The following is a 14,231-nucleotide window of genomic DNA, read 5'->3' as shown; positions in this document are numbered from 1 at the left end:
CCGCGCATGTGGGAGCGGTCGTGGATGATGTCCCACATCACGAACGTCTCCTCCGTCAGCCGCTGGTCCTCCAACATGAGCGCGGCATCGGCCGGCAACTCCAGCTTGGTGATCTCCGCAGCCGCGCGCACGACCCGGCGGTAGCGGGCGGCCTCCCGGTCCTGGAAGATCGCCCCCCACGTGAACGACGGGATCTCGCGCATGGCGACCGTCTCGGGGAACAGCACGGCCGAGTTGGTGTCGTAGCCCGGGGTGAAGTCCACGAAGCGCAGCGCGACGAACAGCTTGTTGCCGTAGTCGCCGGCCTCCAGCGCCGCCACGAACTCGGGCCAGATGACCTCCACCAGCACGGCCTCCACGAACCGGTTCGTGCTGCCGTTCTGCGTGTACATCGGGAACACCACGAGGTGGCCGAGGCCGTCGACGCGGTGCTGCTGCGGCTGGAACGCATTCAGCGCGTCGAGGAAGTCGGGCACGCCGAAGCCCTCATCCGCCCAGCGGCCGAAGTCGCGGCGGAGGGCCTCGAGGTAGGCGGCGTCGTGCGGGAAGAACGGGGCCAGCTCGGCGACCGCGTCGACGATCGTGGCGGTGAGCTCGGCGGCGGCGGGCTTGTCGGAGTCCTGCTCGACCGAGCCGTCCTTGACCTGCAGCGCCTGGAGGGCGGTCGCCGCCTCCTTGAGCCGCAGCCACACGGGGTGCGTCGCGACCTCACGAACCGAGCGGACGTCCTCGACGACCTCGGGCTCCCCGACAATGGCTCCTGCAGTGAACTGCGGGACGAATTGAGACATGACGAACCTCCCGTCGTGCGATCGGCCGCGCTCGCGGCACTGCGACAGGGCGCCGATCCGGCGCCCTCATCCGAGCCTAACCGCCAAGACCGGACGATTTTTTGACAGTTTCGGCGGAAACACGCGCCTGCGGCGCTGATCGCGCACGAAAACGTCACGGACGTCATCGTCGGCGCGCGCGGGGCTCTCTCGATCATGAACGCACGCACCAAGACCGTGGCCGCTCCGCACGTCGAGCGCATCCTCGCCTCCCGCTCCGGCGAGTGGGTCCTCCTCTCCTGCGACTGCCTCATCGGGAAGGATCACACCTACGCCGAGTGGGTGGCGCGGTTCGGCTCGGCGGCGGTCACCCCGCCGTCGTGACGAGCTGCACTCCGGCGCTCTCGCCGGAGTCCGGGGCGCCTGAGATGATGGACGAATGGCGAGAACGGTTCGAGGCGCACGCGTCCTGATCACCGGTGCGGCCTCCGGGATGGGCCTCCTCTACGCGGAGCGCGCGGTCCGGGAGGGCGCCCGCGACGTGGTGCTGTGGGATCGCGACGAGGCCGGCCTCACCCGCCTCACCGACCGTTTGCGCGCCGAGGTGCTCGCCGGGCGCACGGTCACCGCCTGGGGCGCCGCGGCCGGTTCGCCGAGCTCGGCCGCCGGCGGGAGCGCCGCTGGAACCCGCATCCACCCGTACGTGGTCGATCTCCGCGAGCTCGGCGGCATCGCCCAGGCCGCGCAGGCCGTCCGCAAGGAGCTCGGCGGCGTGGACGTGCTCGTCAACAACGCGGGCATCGTGCGCGGCAAGTTCTTCTGGGAGCACGACAACGGCGACGACACCCGCGCGACCATGCAGGTCAACGCGCTGGCGCCGATGTACACGACGCGGGAGTTCCTGCGCGGGATGATCGCGAGCCGGCGGGAGGCGCGCATCGTCAACATCGCGTCGGCGGCCGGCACGCTCGCCAACCCGCGCATGAGCGTCTACGCGGCCAGCAAGTCCGCCGTCATCAACTGGAGCGACAGCCTCCGCCTCGAGCTGGAGCAGCAGGGGTACGGCCATGTGAAGGTGACGACCGTCGCGCCGAGCTACATCGACACCGGGATGTTCGAGGGCGCCCGCGGGCCGCTGCTCACCCCGATCCTCACCCCGGAGTACGTGGTGGACCGGGTCTGGCGGGCGATGCTGGCGGGCAAGCCGGTGCTGATGCTGCCGTGGTCGGTGGGCCTCGCGAAGACGCTGAAGGGCGTCCTCCCCACCCGCGCCTGGGACGTCGTGGCCGGCCGGCTGTTCGGGGTCTACAACTCGATGGACGAGTTCACCGGGCGCTGACCGCCGGTCGCTACGCGGCCGGTCGCCGCGACTTGACGATCCGTGCCGATCCCGCGGCCGGACCTGGAGATCCGTGCACGGTCCGCCCTCCGCGCCGCACGCGTCACCGAGCCTGAGGGTGCGGGCCGAACCCTGGCCCGTTCGTTCGAAAGGCTCGCAACATGAAACGGATCGGAACACGGATCACGGCGGCGATCGCATTCGTCGTCACGATGGGCGTCGCGCTCGGCGCGCTCACGGAGGCACCCCGGGCGGCGCACGCCGGGCCGGGCGTGATCGACGGCGTCGACTGGGACACCAGGCCCACCCTCTACGGCGGCCTCTACAGCCACGTCCGCCTCGACGTCGACCGGATCGAGGCGGCGCACGCCGGACTGCCCCTCCCGGCGCTCCGGCACGCCAACGGGGACCCGGTGGTCGGGATGCCGTACTACTTCCTGGGCCGCGACCCCGTCACGGGCGCCTACCTCCCGGAGAGCGTCCTGGTCTGCATCGACATCCTCCACGTCGACTACCGGGTGCCCGACGGCTCCGAGTACTTCGACCTGGCGACGCTGGTGCCCGAGGAGACCGCGGTGCGGATCTCGCGCATCCTGAACGCCGGCCTCCAGCTCGCCGCCGAGCGCGGCCTCCAGCTCGCCGCCGACGGCTCGCAGCCGCTGACGTTCCGCACCGCCGAGGCGTCCGACATCATGCTCGCCGCGCAGATCGCGGCGTGGCACCTGTTCGCGCGGGACAACGTGTCCCAGCCGCTGCCGTACCTCGAGTTGAGCGACTTCTCGGTGGATCGGCGGACCATGGGCCCCGATGGCGTCACGGTCGTGGTGGAGCCCGTCGACCTGCCGGCCCGGCACGCCGAGCTCGACGCGCTGCTGGCGCGGTTCGAGACCGCCCCGCACTTCGGGCCGGATCCCCTCACGTTCGCCGACCGGGTCACCCTCACGGACGCCGACGCCCTCGGCGGTTTCACCCTCGAGGTCGACCCCGCCACCTCCACGCCCGGCTACGGCGACTACCTCGGGGCGACGACCTCGCCCGACGGCAGCATCCACGTCACGAAGAAGAAGCCGCTCGACCGGCCGGTGACGCTCGGCTTCCGCAAGACGTTCACGCACGCCCTGGGCGGCGGTGCGCCGCTCGGCAGCGGGGTCCGCGCCGCGAACGACCAGATCAAGACGGTCCTCTCCAACCTGTTCGAGGGCGCCTTCGAGGTCCCGTTCGCGCAGGACCCCCGGCCGGTGCCCCCGCCGCCGCAGGACCCGGTGACGCTGCCCGCCGTGTCGATCGCCAAGGACGACGGCCGGACGGTCGTGACCGCAGGCGAGCGCCTCCATTACCGGCTCGTCGCAGCCAACGTCGGGGGCATCCCCGCACCCGACGTGCTCGTGGTCGACACCCTCCCCGAGCACCTGGACTTCGTGGAGTCCTCGCCCGCGCCGAGTGCGGCGTCGTCCGGTTCGACGCTCGTGTGGGAGCTCGGCGAGCTCGCCGTGGGGGAGCGGCGGGAGATCGTCGTCTCGGCGGACGTCCGCCACGACGTGAGTCCGGGCACGTCCATCGTGAACACCGCGTCCATCACCACCGAGGGCGTCTGCGAGGACGACCCGGTGACGGAAGCCGTCTGCACGGACGACGACACCGACATCACGGTGCCGCCCCTCGACCCCCGCACGGTCGATGAGGAGGGCGTGACCCCGGCGAGAGCGGACGCAGCCCCGCCGGCCGGCTCCCTCGCGAGGACGGGCGACGTCCTCACGAACGCGTGGAAGATGGCGACGCTCGCCGTCGTACTGCTGGTGACGAGCGGCTGGCTCGCCATCGCGCAGGCGATGAAGCGCCGGTCCGAGCGGACGCAGCTGTCGACCGGACGTAGCCGCTAGAGCAGCACGGCAGCGGGTGGCGAGTCCGGACGCGGGCTCGCCACCCGTCCGCGTGCCGCGACCCCTGCCACCCCCGCGACGGAGGCTCGGAAGGCGCGGGGCGACATGCCGTACCGATCCGTGAACAGCCGGCTGAAGTGCGCCGCGTCCCTGAACCCCCAGCGCGCCGCGACCTCGCCGATCCGCAAGGCCCCGAACTCCGAGTCGGCCAGGTCGCTCCGGCAGCGCTCCAGGCGCCGGGCCCGCACCCAGGCCGCGACCGTGCTGTCGTGCTCCCCGAAGAGCGCGTGGAGCTTGCGCACGGACATGAAGTTGGCGCTCGCGATCTCCGCCACGGTGAGGTCGGGCCGGGAGAGGTTCAGCTCGATGTATTCGATGACCGCGTCGAGCTGCGAATCGCGCGTGCTGCTCTCGCGGTCCTGGAGCGCCTCCACCACGACGGCGCCGAGCATCCCGACCGCGCTCTCGACCAGGCGCCGGCCGGCGCTGCCCTCCAACCGGTGCGCGGTGCGGCCGAGCTGGACGGCGAGCGGGTGGATGATGCCGACGAGGGGGCGCTCGCGCTCGAACCGCACCGCCACGACCTCGTCGATGGTGCTCGCTGGGACCGGCAGCGCGCGGTGCGGGATCCGCACGATGAGGCTCTCGCCGCCGTGGTCGAGCAGGAAGGGGCGCGCGGCGGAGTACGCGGTGATGTCACCGGCGCGCACCACGGCGGCCCGGCCGTCCTGCTCCAGCGCGCTCTCTCCGGTGAGCTGGATGTGGATCATCGCGTTGGCGCCGGTCTCGCTGCCGCCGTGCTGGTGGGGCTGCTCGACCGTGTGCCGCGACCCGCTGATGGCGTTGAAGACGATGCCGCCGACGACCGCGCCGCTCACGGCCGTGCGGAAGGTCTGCGACTCGGTGGTCGTGCAGATGAGCGGGACCGCCGTCTCCGTGAACCGGTGGCGCGTCTGGTCGAAGTCGAGGAGCAGCCGCGGGACTCTCCGGTCCGGCGGCTGCTCCCCAGGGTTCATGGGGCGAGAACCTAGCAGACCCCATTCGTCCGCTGTCGCAGTGTCAGGCGACGCCTCCGCGGTCGATGTCCTCGCGCCAGGCGCCGGTCTCGGCCGGCTGCGCCTCGATGAACTCCTTGAAGTTGCGGAGGTCCTTCTTGACGGCGTGGTCGTCCACGCCCAGCGCAGCGCCGAGCTTCTCCAGCACGTCGCCCGGCTGCCAGTCGAACTGGACCGTGACGCGCGTGGTGTCGTCGGAGAGGCGGTGGAAGGTGACGACGCCCGCGTGGACGACGTCGCCCGCGACGCTCTTCCAGGCGATGCGCTCGTCCGGGTGCTGCTCGGCGATGACGGTGTCGAACTCGCGCACGACGCCGCCGATCTTCACGCGCCAGTGGTTCGTGGTGGCGTCGACCTGGCGGATGTCCTCCACCTCGTCGAGGAAGTGCGGGAAGCTCTCGAACTGGGTCCACTGGTTGTACGCGGTGGTGACGGGCACGTTCACGTCGATGCTCTCGGTCACGGTGGTCATAGGCCGATTCCTTTCTTCGATCTGCGGATTCGGCGCCGACGTTAGGCGGGAACGGCCGAGCGCGCGAGGGGCTCGACAGGCGGCGGGGATAGTGGGACGTGGTGCGCGTGGGGCCGGAATCCGGCTTCGCGTCAGGCCCAGCGCCGGTTGGCCCACCGCTCGAACAGCCCGACGAGCGAGTCGGTGAGCTTGCCGAGGATCGCGAGCAGGATGATCGCCAGGAACAGCCGGTCGGTGCGCCCGTTGTTCTGCGAGTCGCTGAGCAGGAAGCCGAGCCCCATCGAGGAGGCGATCAGCTCCGCGGCGACGAGGAACAGCCACGCCTGGGCGAGCGCCAGCCGCAGCCCCGACACGACCGACGGCAGCACGGACGGCAATTGCACGGTCGTGAACAACCGCACCCCGCCGAGCCCGAACGCGCGGCCGGCCTCCACGAGCTGCCGGTCGACGTGCCGGAGCGCGGCGGCGACGGTCGTGTAGACCGGGAAGAACGCGCCGATCGCGATGAGGATGATCTTGGAGTCCTCGCCGATCTTGAACCACAGGATCAGCAACGGCACCCAGGCGAGCGACGGCACCGCCCGGATCGCGCCGAGGGTCGGGCTGAACAGGACATCGCCGAGGCGCGACAGCCCCACGACGGCTCCGAACAGCAGCCCGAGCCCCGCGCCGAAGGCGAAGCCGATCAGGACGCGCTGCGTCGAGATCGCGATGTAGAGGCCGAGCAGGCCGCGCTGGGCGAGGTCGACGCCCGCCTGCACGACCATCGCGGGGGTGGGGAGCTGGGAGGACGAGAACGCGCCGGAGGTCGAGGCGAGCTGCCAGGCGACGAGCAGCACGACCGGGATCAGCGCGCCGCCGACCACCCGGGCCCAGCGGCGCGAGAGGAGACCCGGCCGGAGCGACGCCGTCCGTGGCTTCTCCCCGGCGACCGAGGTGGCGGCGAGCCCGCCGCCGGGACCGCCGACCACGATCAGCGGGCCGTCGCCGTCCGGCGCGTTCTGGTACGTCATCCCGCGCTCAGCCGCCGATCGCGCTCGGGTCGGCCTTCTTCGCGAAGGTCGGGTCGAGGAGGCTGCCCAGCGCCTTGTCGATGTCGGCCTGCGTGCGCACGTCGCCGGACTCCACGAAGATCGGGCCGACCTTCTTCAGCACGGCGAGCTGCGCCGCACCGGGGATGTTCGAGACGCCGAGGTTGGTGCGTTCGCTGATGACCGTGGTCGCCACCGCCGGGTCGATGCCGGCGACGTCCGCGAGGATCTTCGCCGTCTCGTCCGGGTGCTTCAGCGCCCAGGCGCGGGCGTGCTCGTAGGTGTTCACGACGGTCTGCGCCACGTCCGGCTTGGACGAGAGGAAGGACTCGGTCGCGTTGAGGAACCCGTAGGTGTTGAACTTCACGTTGCGGTAGAGCAGCTTCGCCCCGGACTTCTGCGCGTTCGCCATGATCGGGTCCAGCCCGCTCCACGCCTGGACCGAGCCGTTCTGCAGCGCAGCCCAGCCGTCGGCGTGCTGGAGGTTCTGGATGGTGACGTCCTTCGCCGACAGCCCGTTGACCTCCAGCGCCTGCAGCAGGAAGAAGTAGGGGTCGGTGCCCTTGGTCGCCGCGATCTGCTTGCCCTTGAGCTCCTCCACCGACGTGATCGGGGAGTTCGGGCCGACCACGAGCGCCGACCACTCCGGCTGCGAGAAGATGTCGATGGTCTTGATCTCGGACCCGTTGGCGCGGGCGAGCAGCGCGGCCGAACCCGCCGTGGAGCCGACGTCGATCGCGCCGGAGAGGAGAGCCTGGTTGGCCTTGTTGGAGCCGGCCGACTGCACCCAGTTGACCGTGATGTCCTGCTTCTTCAGCGCCTTCTCGAGCCAGCCCTCCTTCTTGATGACCAGGCTCAGCGGGTTGTAGGTCGCGAAGTCGATGTTGAGCGTGCCGCCCTTGGTGACCCCGGCGGTGCTCGTGGAGCCGGACGCCGATCCTTCGCCGGCGACGCATCCCGATAGCAGGAGGGCGGCCGCGGCGGCCACGGCTGTGGCGGCGGCGAGGATGGTGGGTTTGCGGTGCATCGGGTGCCTCTCGGGTCTGGTGTGGTGCTGTGTGCGGTGTCGTGCGGTGCGGTGTGGTGCGGTGCCGCGGCGGTGCGTGCCGCGGCGCCGCGGCGCCGCGGTTGCTCAGTAGGGGAACGGCGCGATGGCCGGCACCTGGTGGTCGTCCAGCGCCCTCCCGTGCCGGTCGATGCCGAGCCCGTCGAGCAGCTCGGCCCGGAGCTCGGCGAGCGCCGCGGACCCGCGGTCGCGCGGCCGGGCGCCGGGGACCGTGATGACGCGACGGATGGTCGCGCCGTCACGGCCGTCCTCGCGGCCCAGCAGGATGACGCGGTCGGCGAGCTGGAGTGCCTCGTCCACGTCATGCGTGACGAGCAGGATGGTGGCGGGGTTGGCGGCGTGGACGTCGAGGAGGAGGTCCTGCATCCGCAGCCGGGTGAGCGCGTCGAGCGCCCCGAACGGCTCGTCGAGCAGCAGGACTCCCGGGTTGCGCGCCAGTGCCCGCGCGAGCGACGCGCGCTGCGCCATGCCCCCGGACACCTCCCGGGGCCGCAGCGAGGCGGACCCGTCCAGTCCCACGAGCTCGAGCAGCCTCCCGACCCGCTCGCGCCCCTCGCCGCGGTCGATCCCACGCGGCAGCCCGAGTGCGACGTTGTCGGCGAGCGACCGCCACGGCAGCAGCCGCGGCTCCTGGAACCCGACGGCGCACCGCGCGTCGATCCCGGCGACCGGCGACCCGTCGATCCGCGCGGCGCCCGCGGTGGGCGAGTCGAGCCCGCCCGCGATCCGCAGCAGAGTCGACTTCCCGCACCCGCTCGCCCCCAGGATCGCGACGACCTCCCCGGCCGCGACGCTCAGGGACACGTCCCGTAGAACGGTGCGCGCGGAGGGGGCGACCCCGCGCCGCCGCGGCCCCGCGAACGCCCGCCCGACGCCGACGAAGTCGACGGAGAACGCGGACGAGGGGGAGACGGAGGGCATGGTCCTTCGACGCTATCGACAGCGGCCCAGCGGCCGCTCGCGTGGGCGCAATGCGGCGTAACGAAAGGTTGCGGGTCCTTGTGGTATCTAGAATCGGGAATGTATCTGCTGAGTGGAGGCCATGATGAAGACGCAACGCATTCTCACCATCGTCGCCGGGTCCGCGGCCGCGGTCCTCGTTCTCACGGCCGCTCTCGGCGCCACACGGGCGAACACTGACGCGGACGCCCTCCCTGATCCGCCGCTGCCGTCGTTCCCGGGGTTCGCGCCCACCTTCCACAATCTGACGGTCGTGGACGCCGAGACGGGCGAGATCGTCGGGATGCTATTGCCCTGACCTTTACGTGCCAGCACGGTGCCTGCACCCCGCGAGCGCTCATCCTCATCCGCCCGGACCGAGTCCCCCTCCCGGCCCCCGCCGTCACACGCTGACCGCGACCTCCGGCCCCCGCCGCGCCACCGCCGTCACCAGCAGCGTCACCGCGATCAGCCAGCACCCGGCCATGATCGCCGAGCTGAAGTCCTCCCCGTAGTCCACGAAGCTCATCCCATTGAAGAACGCGCCCACCGTGAAGAGCGCCGCGACGCCGGTGAGCCAGCGCCAGCCGCGCACGCGGCCCGCCAGGCAGCGGATGAACAGCGCCAGCGCCCCCAGAGCGAGCAGGAGGGCGAGCCCCGCGTGGGCGAGGAGTGCCGGACCCGCGCCGCCGCTGAGCGCCCAGCCGAGGCTCGTGAACGACCGGGAGAAGTATTCGTCGCCGCTGCTGCCGGGGTGGGTCTTCGGCAGCTCCACGAACAGGTTGAGCAGCATCCCCAGAGCGAACTGCACGCCGAAGGCGACGAGGAGGGCGATGGCCTGTGGACGCGGAGGTGCGGAGCGCATGAGTCCGGGATACCGTCTCGGCGCACGCGGCGCAATCAGCCGGCCGCGTTCATACTCCCGAGTTCACCGTCGCGGGCTCACTGTCTCGGGCTCACCAGATCATCGGGCGGTCGTCGTCGTCCTCGTCGCCCGTGACCTCCGCCAGCTCCACCAACACCGGCACGTGGTCGCTCGGCGCGTCCCCCTTGCGCTCGTTGCGGTGGATGCTCGCGCCCGTCACCCGGTCCGCGAACGCGGGCGAGGCGAGGATGAAGTCGATCCGCAGCCCCTCGTTGCGCGGGAACCGGAGCTGCTTGTAGTCCCAGTACGTGTAGCCGTCGGGCACGATCGGCCGCACCACATCCGTCAGCCCGGCCTTCTCGAAGGCGGCGAAGGCCGTACGCTCCGGCGGCGAGATGTGAGTGGAGACGCCAGGGATCAGGCTCGGGTCGCCGACGTCGGAGTCGAGCGGTGCGACGTTCCAGTCGCCCATCAGCGCGAGCTGCTCCCCGGGGTGCTCGGTCAGCCAGCGGTGGGTGTCGGCGGCGAGGGCCGCGAGCCAGTCCAGCTTGTAGACGTAGTGCGGGTCGCCGAGCGCGCGGCCGTTCGGGACGTACAGGCTCCACAGCCGCACACCGTCGACCGTCGCGCCGATCGCGCGGGCCTCCTTGGGGAGGTCGGGGCCGTCGTGGTCCTTGAGGAACCCGGGCATGTCCGGGAAGCCGATCTCGACGTCCTCGATCGGCAGCCGGGCCGCGATCGCCACACCGTTCCACTGGTTGAGGCCGTGCAGGACGACCTCGTAACCGGCCGCCTCGAACGCCTCGTACGGGAACTGCTCGGGCTTGCATTTGATCTCCTGCATGGCCAGGACGTCCACGTCCTCCCGGACCATCCAGTCCACCACCCGGGCGACTCTGGTGCGGATGGAGTTCACATTCCACGTGGCGACGCGCATGCCCCGATCGTATCGGGGACCGCCGACCCCCTTGCCCGGAACGGGTTAGCCGTAGAATGTCAGACGTGACCGACGCACGACAGCAGCTCATCGACTTCATCTCCGCCGAGGCGGTCTTCCACGGCGACTTCACGCTGACCAGCGGCAAGAAGGCCAGCTACTACGTCGACCTGCGCAAAGTGAGCCTCGACCACCGCGTGGCACCCCTCATCGGCCAGGTCATGATCGACCTGATCGCGGACGTCCCGGACGTGGTCGCGGTCGGCGGGATGACGATGGGCGCCGACCCGGTCGCCGCCGCGATCCTGCACCAGGGCGCGGCCCGCGGGCTCGCCTACGACGCGTTCGTCGTCCGCAAGGAGCCGAAGGACCACGGCCGCGGCAAGCAGGTCGAGGGCCCCGACCTCGAGGGCAAGCGCGTCATCGTCCTGGAGGACACGTCCACGACCGGAGGCTCCCCGCTGAAGGCCATCGAGGCCCTGAAGAAGGTCGGCGCCGAGATCGCCGGCGTCGCCGTGGTCGTCGACCGCGACACGGGCGCCCGCGAGGTCATCGAGGCGGCCGGCTACCCGTACTTCGCCGCCATCGGCCTGAAGGACCTGGGGCTGGAGTAGTGGCGGAACACCGCGAACCCCCGGCGGGGGAGGAACCGGATCGGGAGCAGCCGACGGAGCCGGAGGTGGGGAGCTCGGAGTGGTTCCTCGCGCAGCTCAGCGGCGGCCGCCCGCTGACGCGCCCGCCGGCGCCGGGCGCGCCGAGTGCGGACGCGGAGACGGCGGACGCGGAGACGGCGGGGGCTCACTCGGCGGGGGCGGAACCGGTGGAGGCGGCGTCGTCCCCGGATGCCGTGTCGGCCGCGCCGGTGTCTGCCGCGCCGCGGGTGTCTGCTGCGCCAGCAGATCCCGCTGCGCGAGCGGAGCCTGCTGCGCCGGTGGAGCCTGCTGCGCCCCCGATGGGCGGCGTGCCCGCGCCACTGCCCGGCTCGACCCCGGAGGAGCCTGTCAGCCCTGCGCGAGCGGCCCCGTCGGCGTTCGAGGATCTCCTCCGCGAACCGGACGCGCCCGAGCCTGCCGCAGACGAGAGCGACCGCGGCCTGCCGGACGCCGCGGCGATCGCCCCGACCGCCCCTGGCTTCGTCTGGAACCTGACGTCCCGCGAAAGCCCGGAGTCCGAAGCCCCCTCCGCGTTCGGGGAGGCCGAGGGCGTCGACGGCGAAGACGCTGCGCCTCCGGTACGCCGTTCCAACTTCGTCGAGCCGACAGCGTCGAACCCGACACCGATTGCCACGACGGCCCCGGACGCCGGGACCGAACCGACGTTTGCCGCGCCGCCCCCGCCGAGCCCGGATGCGGCGCCTGCCCCGGAGGCGGACGCGGCCCCTTCGCCTGCGCCGATCCCGGAGGCCGTCGCCACTCCGCCGCGGACTCCCGAGCCGGTGCCTTCACCCACGCCGACGACCGAACCGACCCCCTCCGCCGATGCGGCGCCGCCGACCCAGCCGTTCGAGCCCACCGGTTTCGTGGCCGCGCTTCGCATGCCGCAGCCTCCGGAGGTCGGCGACCGCTTCACCGGCCCCGACGAGGTGCTGGAATCGAGCGCACCCGATCAGGCCGTGCCGGGCTTCACGTCCCCCGAGCCCACCGCGGCCGAGCCGGCAGCCTCCGAGCCCACCGCGGCTGAGCCCGCACCGTACGAGCCCGCAGAGTCCGAGCCCACAGAGTCCGAGCCCGCAGAGTCCGAGCCCACCGGGGCCGAGCCGGACGCGTCCGACACCGGCCAGACCGGCCCCATCGAGGGCCACGGGCTGGCGGCGCTGCTGGGGATGTTCGAAGAGGAGCGCCCGGCTCCGCGTCCCCTGCTGGGAGACACCACCGGCATCATCCCGATCCCGCCCGCCCCGCTGTCGCGCAAGGACGCCCTGCAGGCGGAAGCCGACGCCCAAGCACAGGCGCAGGCCGAGGAGCGTGCGCGCGCCGACGCTCAGGCGGAGGCGGCCGAGCGCGCGCAGGCGGAGGCGGAGGCGCAGGCTCGGGCGCAGGCCGCCCAGCGTGCGCAGGCGGAGGAGCAGGCCCGAGTTGAGGCGCAGGCTCAGGCGGAGGCCGCCGAGCGTGCCCGAGCTGAGGAACAGGCCCGAGCGGAGGCGCAGGCTCAGGCGGAGGCCTACGAACGTGCGCGAGCGGAGGAGCAGGCCGCGGCGCGTGCCGAGGCCGAGGCTCAGGCGCGTGCCTGGGCGGAGGCCGGGGGTGCGAGCGACGCCTTCGATGTCGCGCCGACGCCGACTCCCCGCGTCGAGCCGGGCCCAGCGCCCCTCGCGTACGGCGGAGCCGCGCAGGCCGAGGCGATCCTCGGGGCTCCGCCTTCGCCCGCGACGAGTCCGTTCGATGCGGAGGCGCTCGCCGCGGCGTCGACCGCCGTCCCGGACACCTTCGCACCCGCCGTCGGATCGACGCCGGACCGCGCGGAGGACGTTCCCGCGCCTGCCGGATCCGACGACGCCGGCCACGAGCCGGATGCCGACGAGCCGGACGGCATCGCCGCGCTCTTCGGCGACTTCGGCCTCGACGATGACGATCACGGGCAGGCCGACCAGGCTTCGCTTCCTGCCGCAGAGCCCGGGCGAACCGAGCCCTCCGCTGAAGGCGCAGGCAGCGTACAGCGGTCGACGTTCGGCGAGGCCGTCCAGCGCCCTGAGCCTGCATCGCCCGGCGAGCCGCTCGAGCAGGCACCACAGCCGAGCGGCGCCGATGCGGCGCTTCCCGCTGCCGCGCTGGGGATGGACGCCCTCCTCTTCCCCGAGCTCGCGGCCGAGCACGAGCAGGAAGCTCAGCCGGAGTCCGACGCGCTGCCGCGGCACGAAGCCGCCGCGCATCACGCCACGCCGGTCCAGCCGGGCGCAGAAGGTTTCGCCTTCGATGAACCGTCGGCCGGCTTGGAGGGTCCGCAGGTCGGTTCCGGGACGAGCGCCTTCGACGCTCTCCTGACGCCCACGGTGGCCTTCGACGCCCTCGACACGCCGACGGTCGCGTTCGATGCTGCCGCGGCCGCCCGCGACACGACCGCGCCGCCGGAAGCCCCTCAGCCGACCGCCGCAGCGAGCGGCGCCGCCCCCGCCGGTTCCGCACCCGCCGGCTCCGCACCCGCCAACGCGGCCCCCTACACCGCCGCGTCCGCCGCCTCCACGGCCTGGACGACCCCCGGCACCTCCACCACCCCGGCGACGCCCCCCGCCACCCCGACCACACCCCCACCCACCTCCCCGCAACCCCCCGACAACCGGCGCCTCTTCCTCATCCTCGGTGCCGTCGCCGTGCTCCTCGTCCTGGTTGGCCTCTTCGCGCTGGGCACGCGCCTCCCGTCGCTGTTCGGCGCCTCCGCGGCCGCCCCGAAGACCTCGGCCTCCGCGACCCCGTCGGCGACCCCGCCCCCGAAGCCGACGCCCACCCCGACTCCTACGGTCTCTCCGAAGCCCGCCGCGGCGGTCGGTCCGGGCACGCACGCGTGGAACACGCTCGGCGGCGGCGAGTGCGTCCAGCCGTACACGGGCCCCTGGGCGGAGACGTTCACCGTCGTGGACTGCACGGCCCCGCACGCCGCGCAGCTCGTCTACACGAACCTCGTCTCCGCCGACCCGGCCGCTCCCTACCCGGGGACCGACGCGCTCGCGCAGCAGATCAACACCCTGTGCACCGCGTCCGGTGTGATCGACCTGAACGCCGCCGCCGCGTATCCCGACCTCCAGGTGCAGGGCGCGTTCCCGGCGACAGACGCGCAGTGGAAGAGCGGGCAGCGGTCGTACTACTGCTTCGCGAACCGCTCCAGCGGCCAGCCGCTGACGTCCTCCGTGGCGGGACCGGGGCCGACCGGCTGAACCGCCGCG

14 protein-coding genes are annotated in these 14,231 nt (G+C 72.4%); 6 read left to right on the top strand and 8 right to left on the bottom strand.

The window, feature by feature from the left end:
* The coding region (locus ABIA36_RS17965; RefSeq protein ID WP_369963937.1) for a DUF6421 family protein at positions 1-791 on the bottom strand (791 nt) is incomplete at its 3' end.
* Between the two features lie 195 nt (positions 792-986).
* Here ABIA36_RS17965 and ABIA36_RS17960 point away from each other — a divergent pair.
* The 3 genes from ABIA36_RS17960 (at position 987) to ABIA36_RS17950 (ending at position 3,989) form a co-directional block, all read left to right on the top strand.
* Positions 987-1,154 carry a hypothetical protein gene (locus ABIA36_RS17960; RefSeq protein ID WP_369963936.1) on the top strand — a complete coding sequence of 56 codons (168 nt, stop codon included), beginning with the start codon at positions 987-989 and terminating at the stop codon, positions 1,152-1,154.
* A gap of 55 nt (positions 1,155-1,209) precedes the next feature.
* Positions 1,210-2,109, top strand: coding sequence for an SDR family NAD(P)-dependent oxidoreductase (locus ABIA36_RS17955; protein WP_369963935.1), 900 nt, complete (start codon positions 1,210-1,212; stop codon positions 2,107-2,109).
* Positions 2,110-2,270: 161 nt separating this feature from the next.
* Positions 2,271-3,989 carry a hypothetical protein gene (locus tag ABIA36_RS17950; protein WP_369963934.1) on the top strand — a complete coding sequence of 573 codons (1,719 nt, stop codon included), beginning with the start codon at positions 2,271-2,273 and terminating at the stop codon, positions 3,987-3,989.
* Here the strand turns inward: ABIA36_RS17950 and ABIA36_RS17945 are convergent.
* From ABIA36_RS17945 to ABIA36_RS17925, 5 genes are all read right to left on the bottom strand, one after another.
* On the bottom strand, positions 3,986-5,005 hold the full coding sequence (locus tag ABIA36_RS17945; RefSeq protein WP_369963933.1) for a helix-turn-helix domain-containing protein: 1,020 nt from the start codon (positions 5,003-5,005) through the stop codon (positions 3,986-3,988). The two genes, ABIA36_RS17950 and ABIA36_RS17945, sit on opposite strands and share 4 nt — an antisense overlap.
* Before the next feature lie 43 nt (positions 5,006-5,048).
* Positions 5,049-5,516 (bottom strand): SRPBCC family protein, encoded by a 468-nt coding sequence (locus ABIA36_RS17940; protein WP_369963932.1) that lies wholly within the window; start codon positions 5,514-5,516, stop codon positions 5,049-5,051.
* A gap of 131 nt (positions 5,517-5,647) precedes the next feature.
* The gene (locus ABIA36_RS17935) at positions 5,648-6,529 is read right to left on the bottom strand and encodes an ABC transporter permease (RefSeq protein ID WP_369963931.1); all 882 of its coding nucleotides are present in this window, start codon (positions 6,527-6,529) and stop codon (positions 5,648-5,650) included.
* A 7-nt stretch (positions 6,530-6,536) separates the two neighbouring features.
* On the bottom strand, positions 6,537-7,574 hold the full coding sequence (locus ABIA36_RS17930; RefSeq protein WP_369963930.1) for an aliphatic sulfonate ABC transporter substrate-binding protein: 1,038 nt from the start codon (positions 7,572-7,574) through the stop codon (positions 6,537-6,539).
* Between the two features lie 105 nt (positions 7,575-7,679).
* A complete protein-coding gene (locus tag ABIA36_RS17925) occupies positions 7,680-8,534 on the bottom strand; it encodes an ABC transporter ATP-binding protein (RefSeq protein WP_369963929.1) in 855 nt (284 codons plus the stop codon).
* Positions 8,535-8,655: 121 nt separating this feature from the next.
* Between ABIA36_RS17925 and ABIA36_RS17920 the strand changes: the two genes are divergently transcribed.
* Positions 8,656-8,871: a hypothetical protein gene (locus ABIA36_RS17920; RefSeq protein ID WP_369963928.1), complete on the top strand. Its 216-nt coding sequence runs from the start codon at positions 8,656-8,658 to the stop codon at positions 8,869-8,871.
* Positions 8,872-8,955: 84 nt separating this feature from the next.
* Here ABIA36_RS17920 and ABIA36_RS17915 read toward each other — a convergent pair whose 3' ends face one another.
* Together ABIA36_RS17915 and ABIA36_RS17910 are read right to left on the bottom strand one after the other, a co-directional pair.
* Positions 8,956-9,417, bottom strand: coding sequence for a hypothetical protein (locus tag ABIA36_RS17915; protein ID WP_369963927.1), 462 nt, complete (start codon positions 9,415-9,417; stop codon positions 8,956-8,958).
* A gap of 91 nt (positions 9,418-9,508) precedes the next feature.
* Positions 9,509-10,354, bottom strand: a complete 846-nt coding sequence (locus ABIA36_RS17910; protein WP_369963926.1) for an exodeoxyribonuclease III — start codon at positions 10,352-10,354, stop codon at positions 9,509-9,511.
* A 56-nt stretch (positions 10,355-10,410) separates the two neighbouring features.
* Between ABIA36_RS17910 and pyrE the strand changes: the two genes are divergently transcribed.
* Positions 10,411-10,968 (top strand): orotate phosphoribosyltransferase, encoded by a 558-nt coding sequence (gene pyrE, locus ABIA36_RS17905; RefSeq protein ID WP_369963925.1) that lies wholly within the window; start codon positions 10,411-10,413, stop codon positions 10,966-10,968.
* A gap of 65 nt (positions 10,969-11,033) precedes the next feature.
* Positions 11,034-14,222: a septum formation family protein gene (locus ABIA36_RS17900; protein WP_369963924.1), complete on the top strand. Its 3,189-nt coding sequence runs from the start codon at positions 11,034-11,036 to the stop codon at positions 14,220-14,222.
* Positions 14,223-14,231 lie beyond the last annotated feature (9 nt).

Origin of the sequence: Leifsonia sp. EB34 (assembly GCF_041260585.1) — a bacterium.
Lineage (GTDB): Bacteria > Actinomycetota > Actinomycetes > Actinomycetales > Microbacteriaceae > Leifsonia.
The sequence above is the reverse complement of the archived record's forward strand: the minus strand, read 5'-3'. Positions and strand labels throughout refer to the sequence as shown.

Excerpts from the sequence above, each read along its gene's own strand:
- ABIA36_RS17960 (WP_369963936.1), top strand. The coding sequence starts at position 987 with ATGAACGCACGCACCAAGACCGTGGCCGCTCCGCACGTCGAGCGCATC.
- ABIA36_RS17925 (WP_369963929.1), bottom strand. The coding sequence starts at position 8,534 with ATGCCCTCCGTCTCCCCCTCGTCCGCGTTCTCCGTCGACTTCGTCGGC.
- pyrE (WP_369963925.1), top strand. The coding sequence starts at position 10,411 with ATGTCAGACGTGACCGACGCACGACAGCAGCTCATCGACTTCATCTCC.
- ABIA36_RS17950 (WP_369963934.1), top strand. The coding sequence starts at position 2,271 with ATGAAACGGATCGGAACACGGATCACGGCGGCGATCGCATTCGTCGTC.
- ABIA36_RS17935 (WP_369963931.1), bottom strand. The coding sequence starts at position 6,529 with ATGACGTACCAGAACGCGCCGGACGGCGACGGCCCGCTGATCGTGGTC.
- ABIA36_RS17930 (WP_369963930.1), bottom strand. The coding sequence starts at position 7,574 with ATGCACCGCAAACCCACCATCCTCGCCGCCGCCACAGCCGTGGCCGCC.
- ABIA36_RS17940 (WP_369963932.1), bottom strand. The coding sequence starts at position 5,516 with ATGACCACCGTGACCGAGAGCATCGACGTGAACGTGCCCGTCACCACC.
- ABIA36_RS17955 (WP_369963935.1), top strand. The coding sequence starts at position 1,210 with ATGGCGAGAACGGTTCGAGGCGCACGCGTCCTGATCACCGGTGCGGCC.
- ABIA36_RS17945 (WP_369963933.1), bottom strand. The coding sequence starts at position 5,005 with ATGAACCCTGGGGAGCAGCCGCCGGACCGGAGAGTCCCGCGGCTGCTC.
- ABIA36_RS17915 (WP_369963927.1), bottom strand. The coding sequence starts at position 9,417 with ATGCGCTCCGCACCTCCGCGTCCACAGGCCATCGCCCTCCTCGTCGCC.
- ABIA36_RS17910 (WP_369963926.1), bottom strand. The coding sequence starts at position 10,354 with ATGCGCGTCGCCACGTGGAATGTGAACTCCATCCGCACCAGAGTCGCC.
- ABIA36_RS17920 (WP_369963928.1), top strand. The coding sequence starts at position 8,656 with ATGATGAAGACGCAACGCATTCTCACCATCGTCGCCGGGTCCGCGGCC.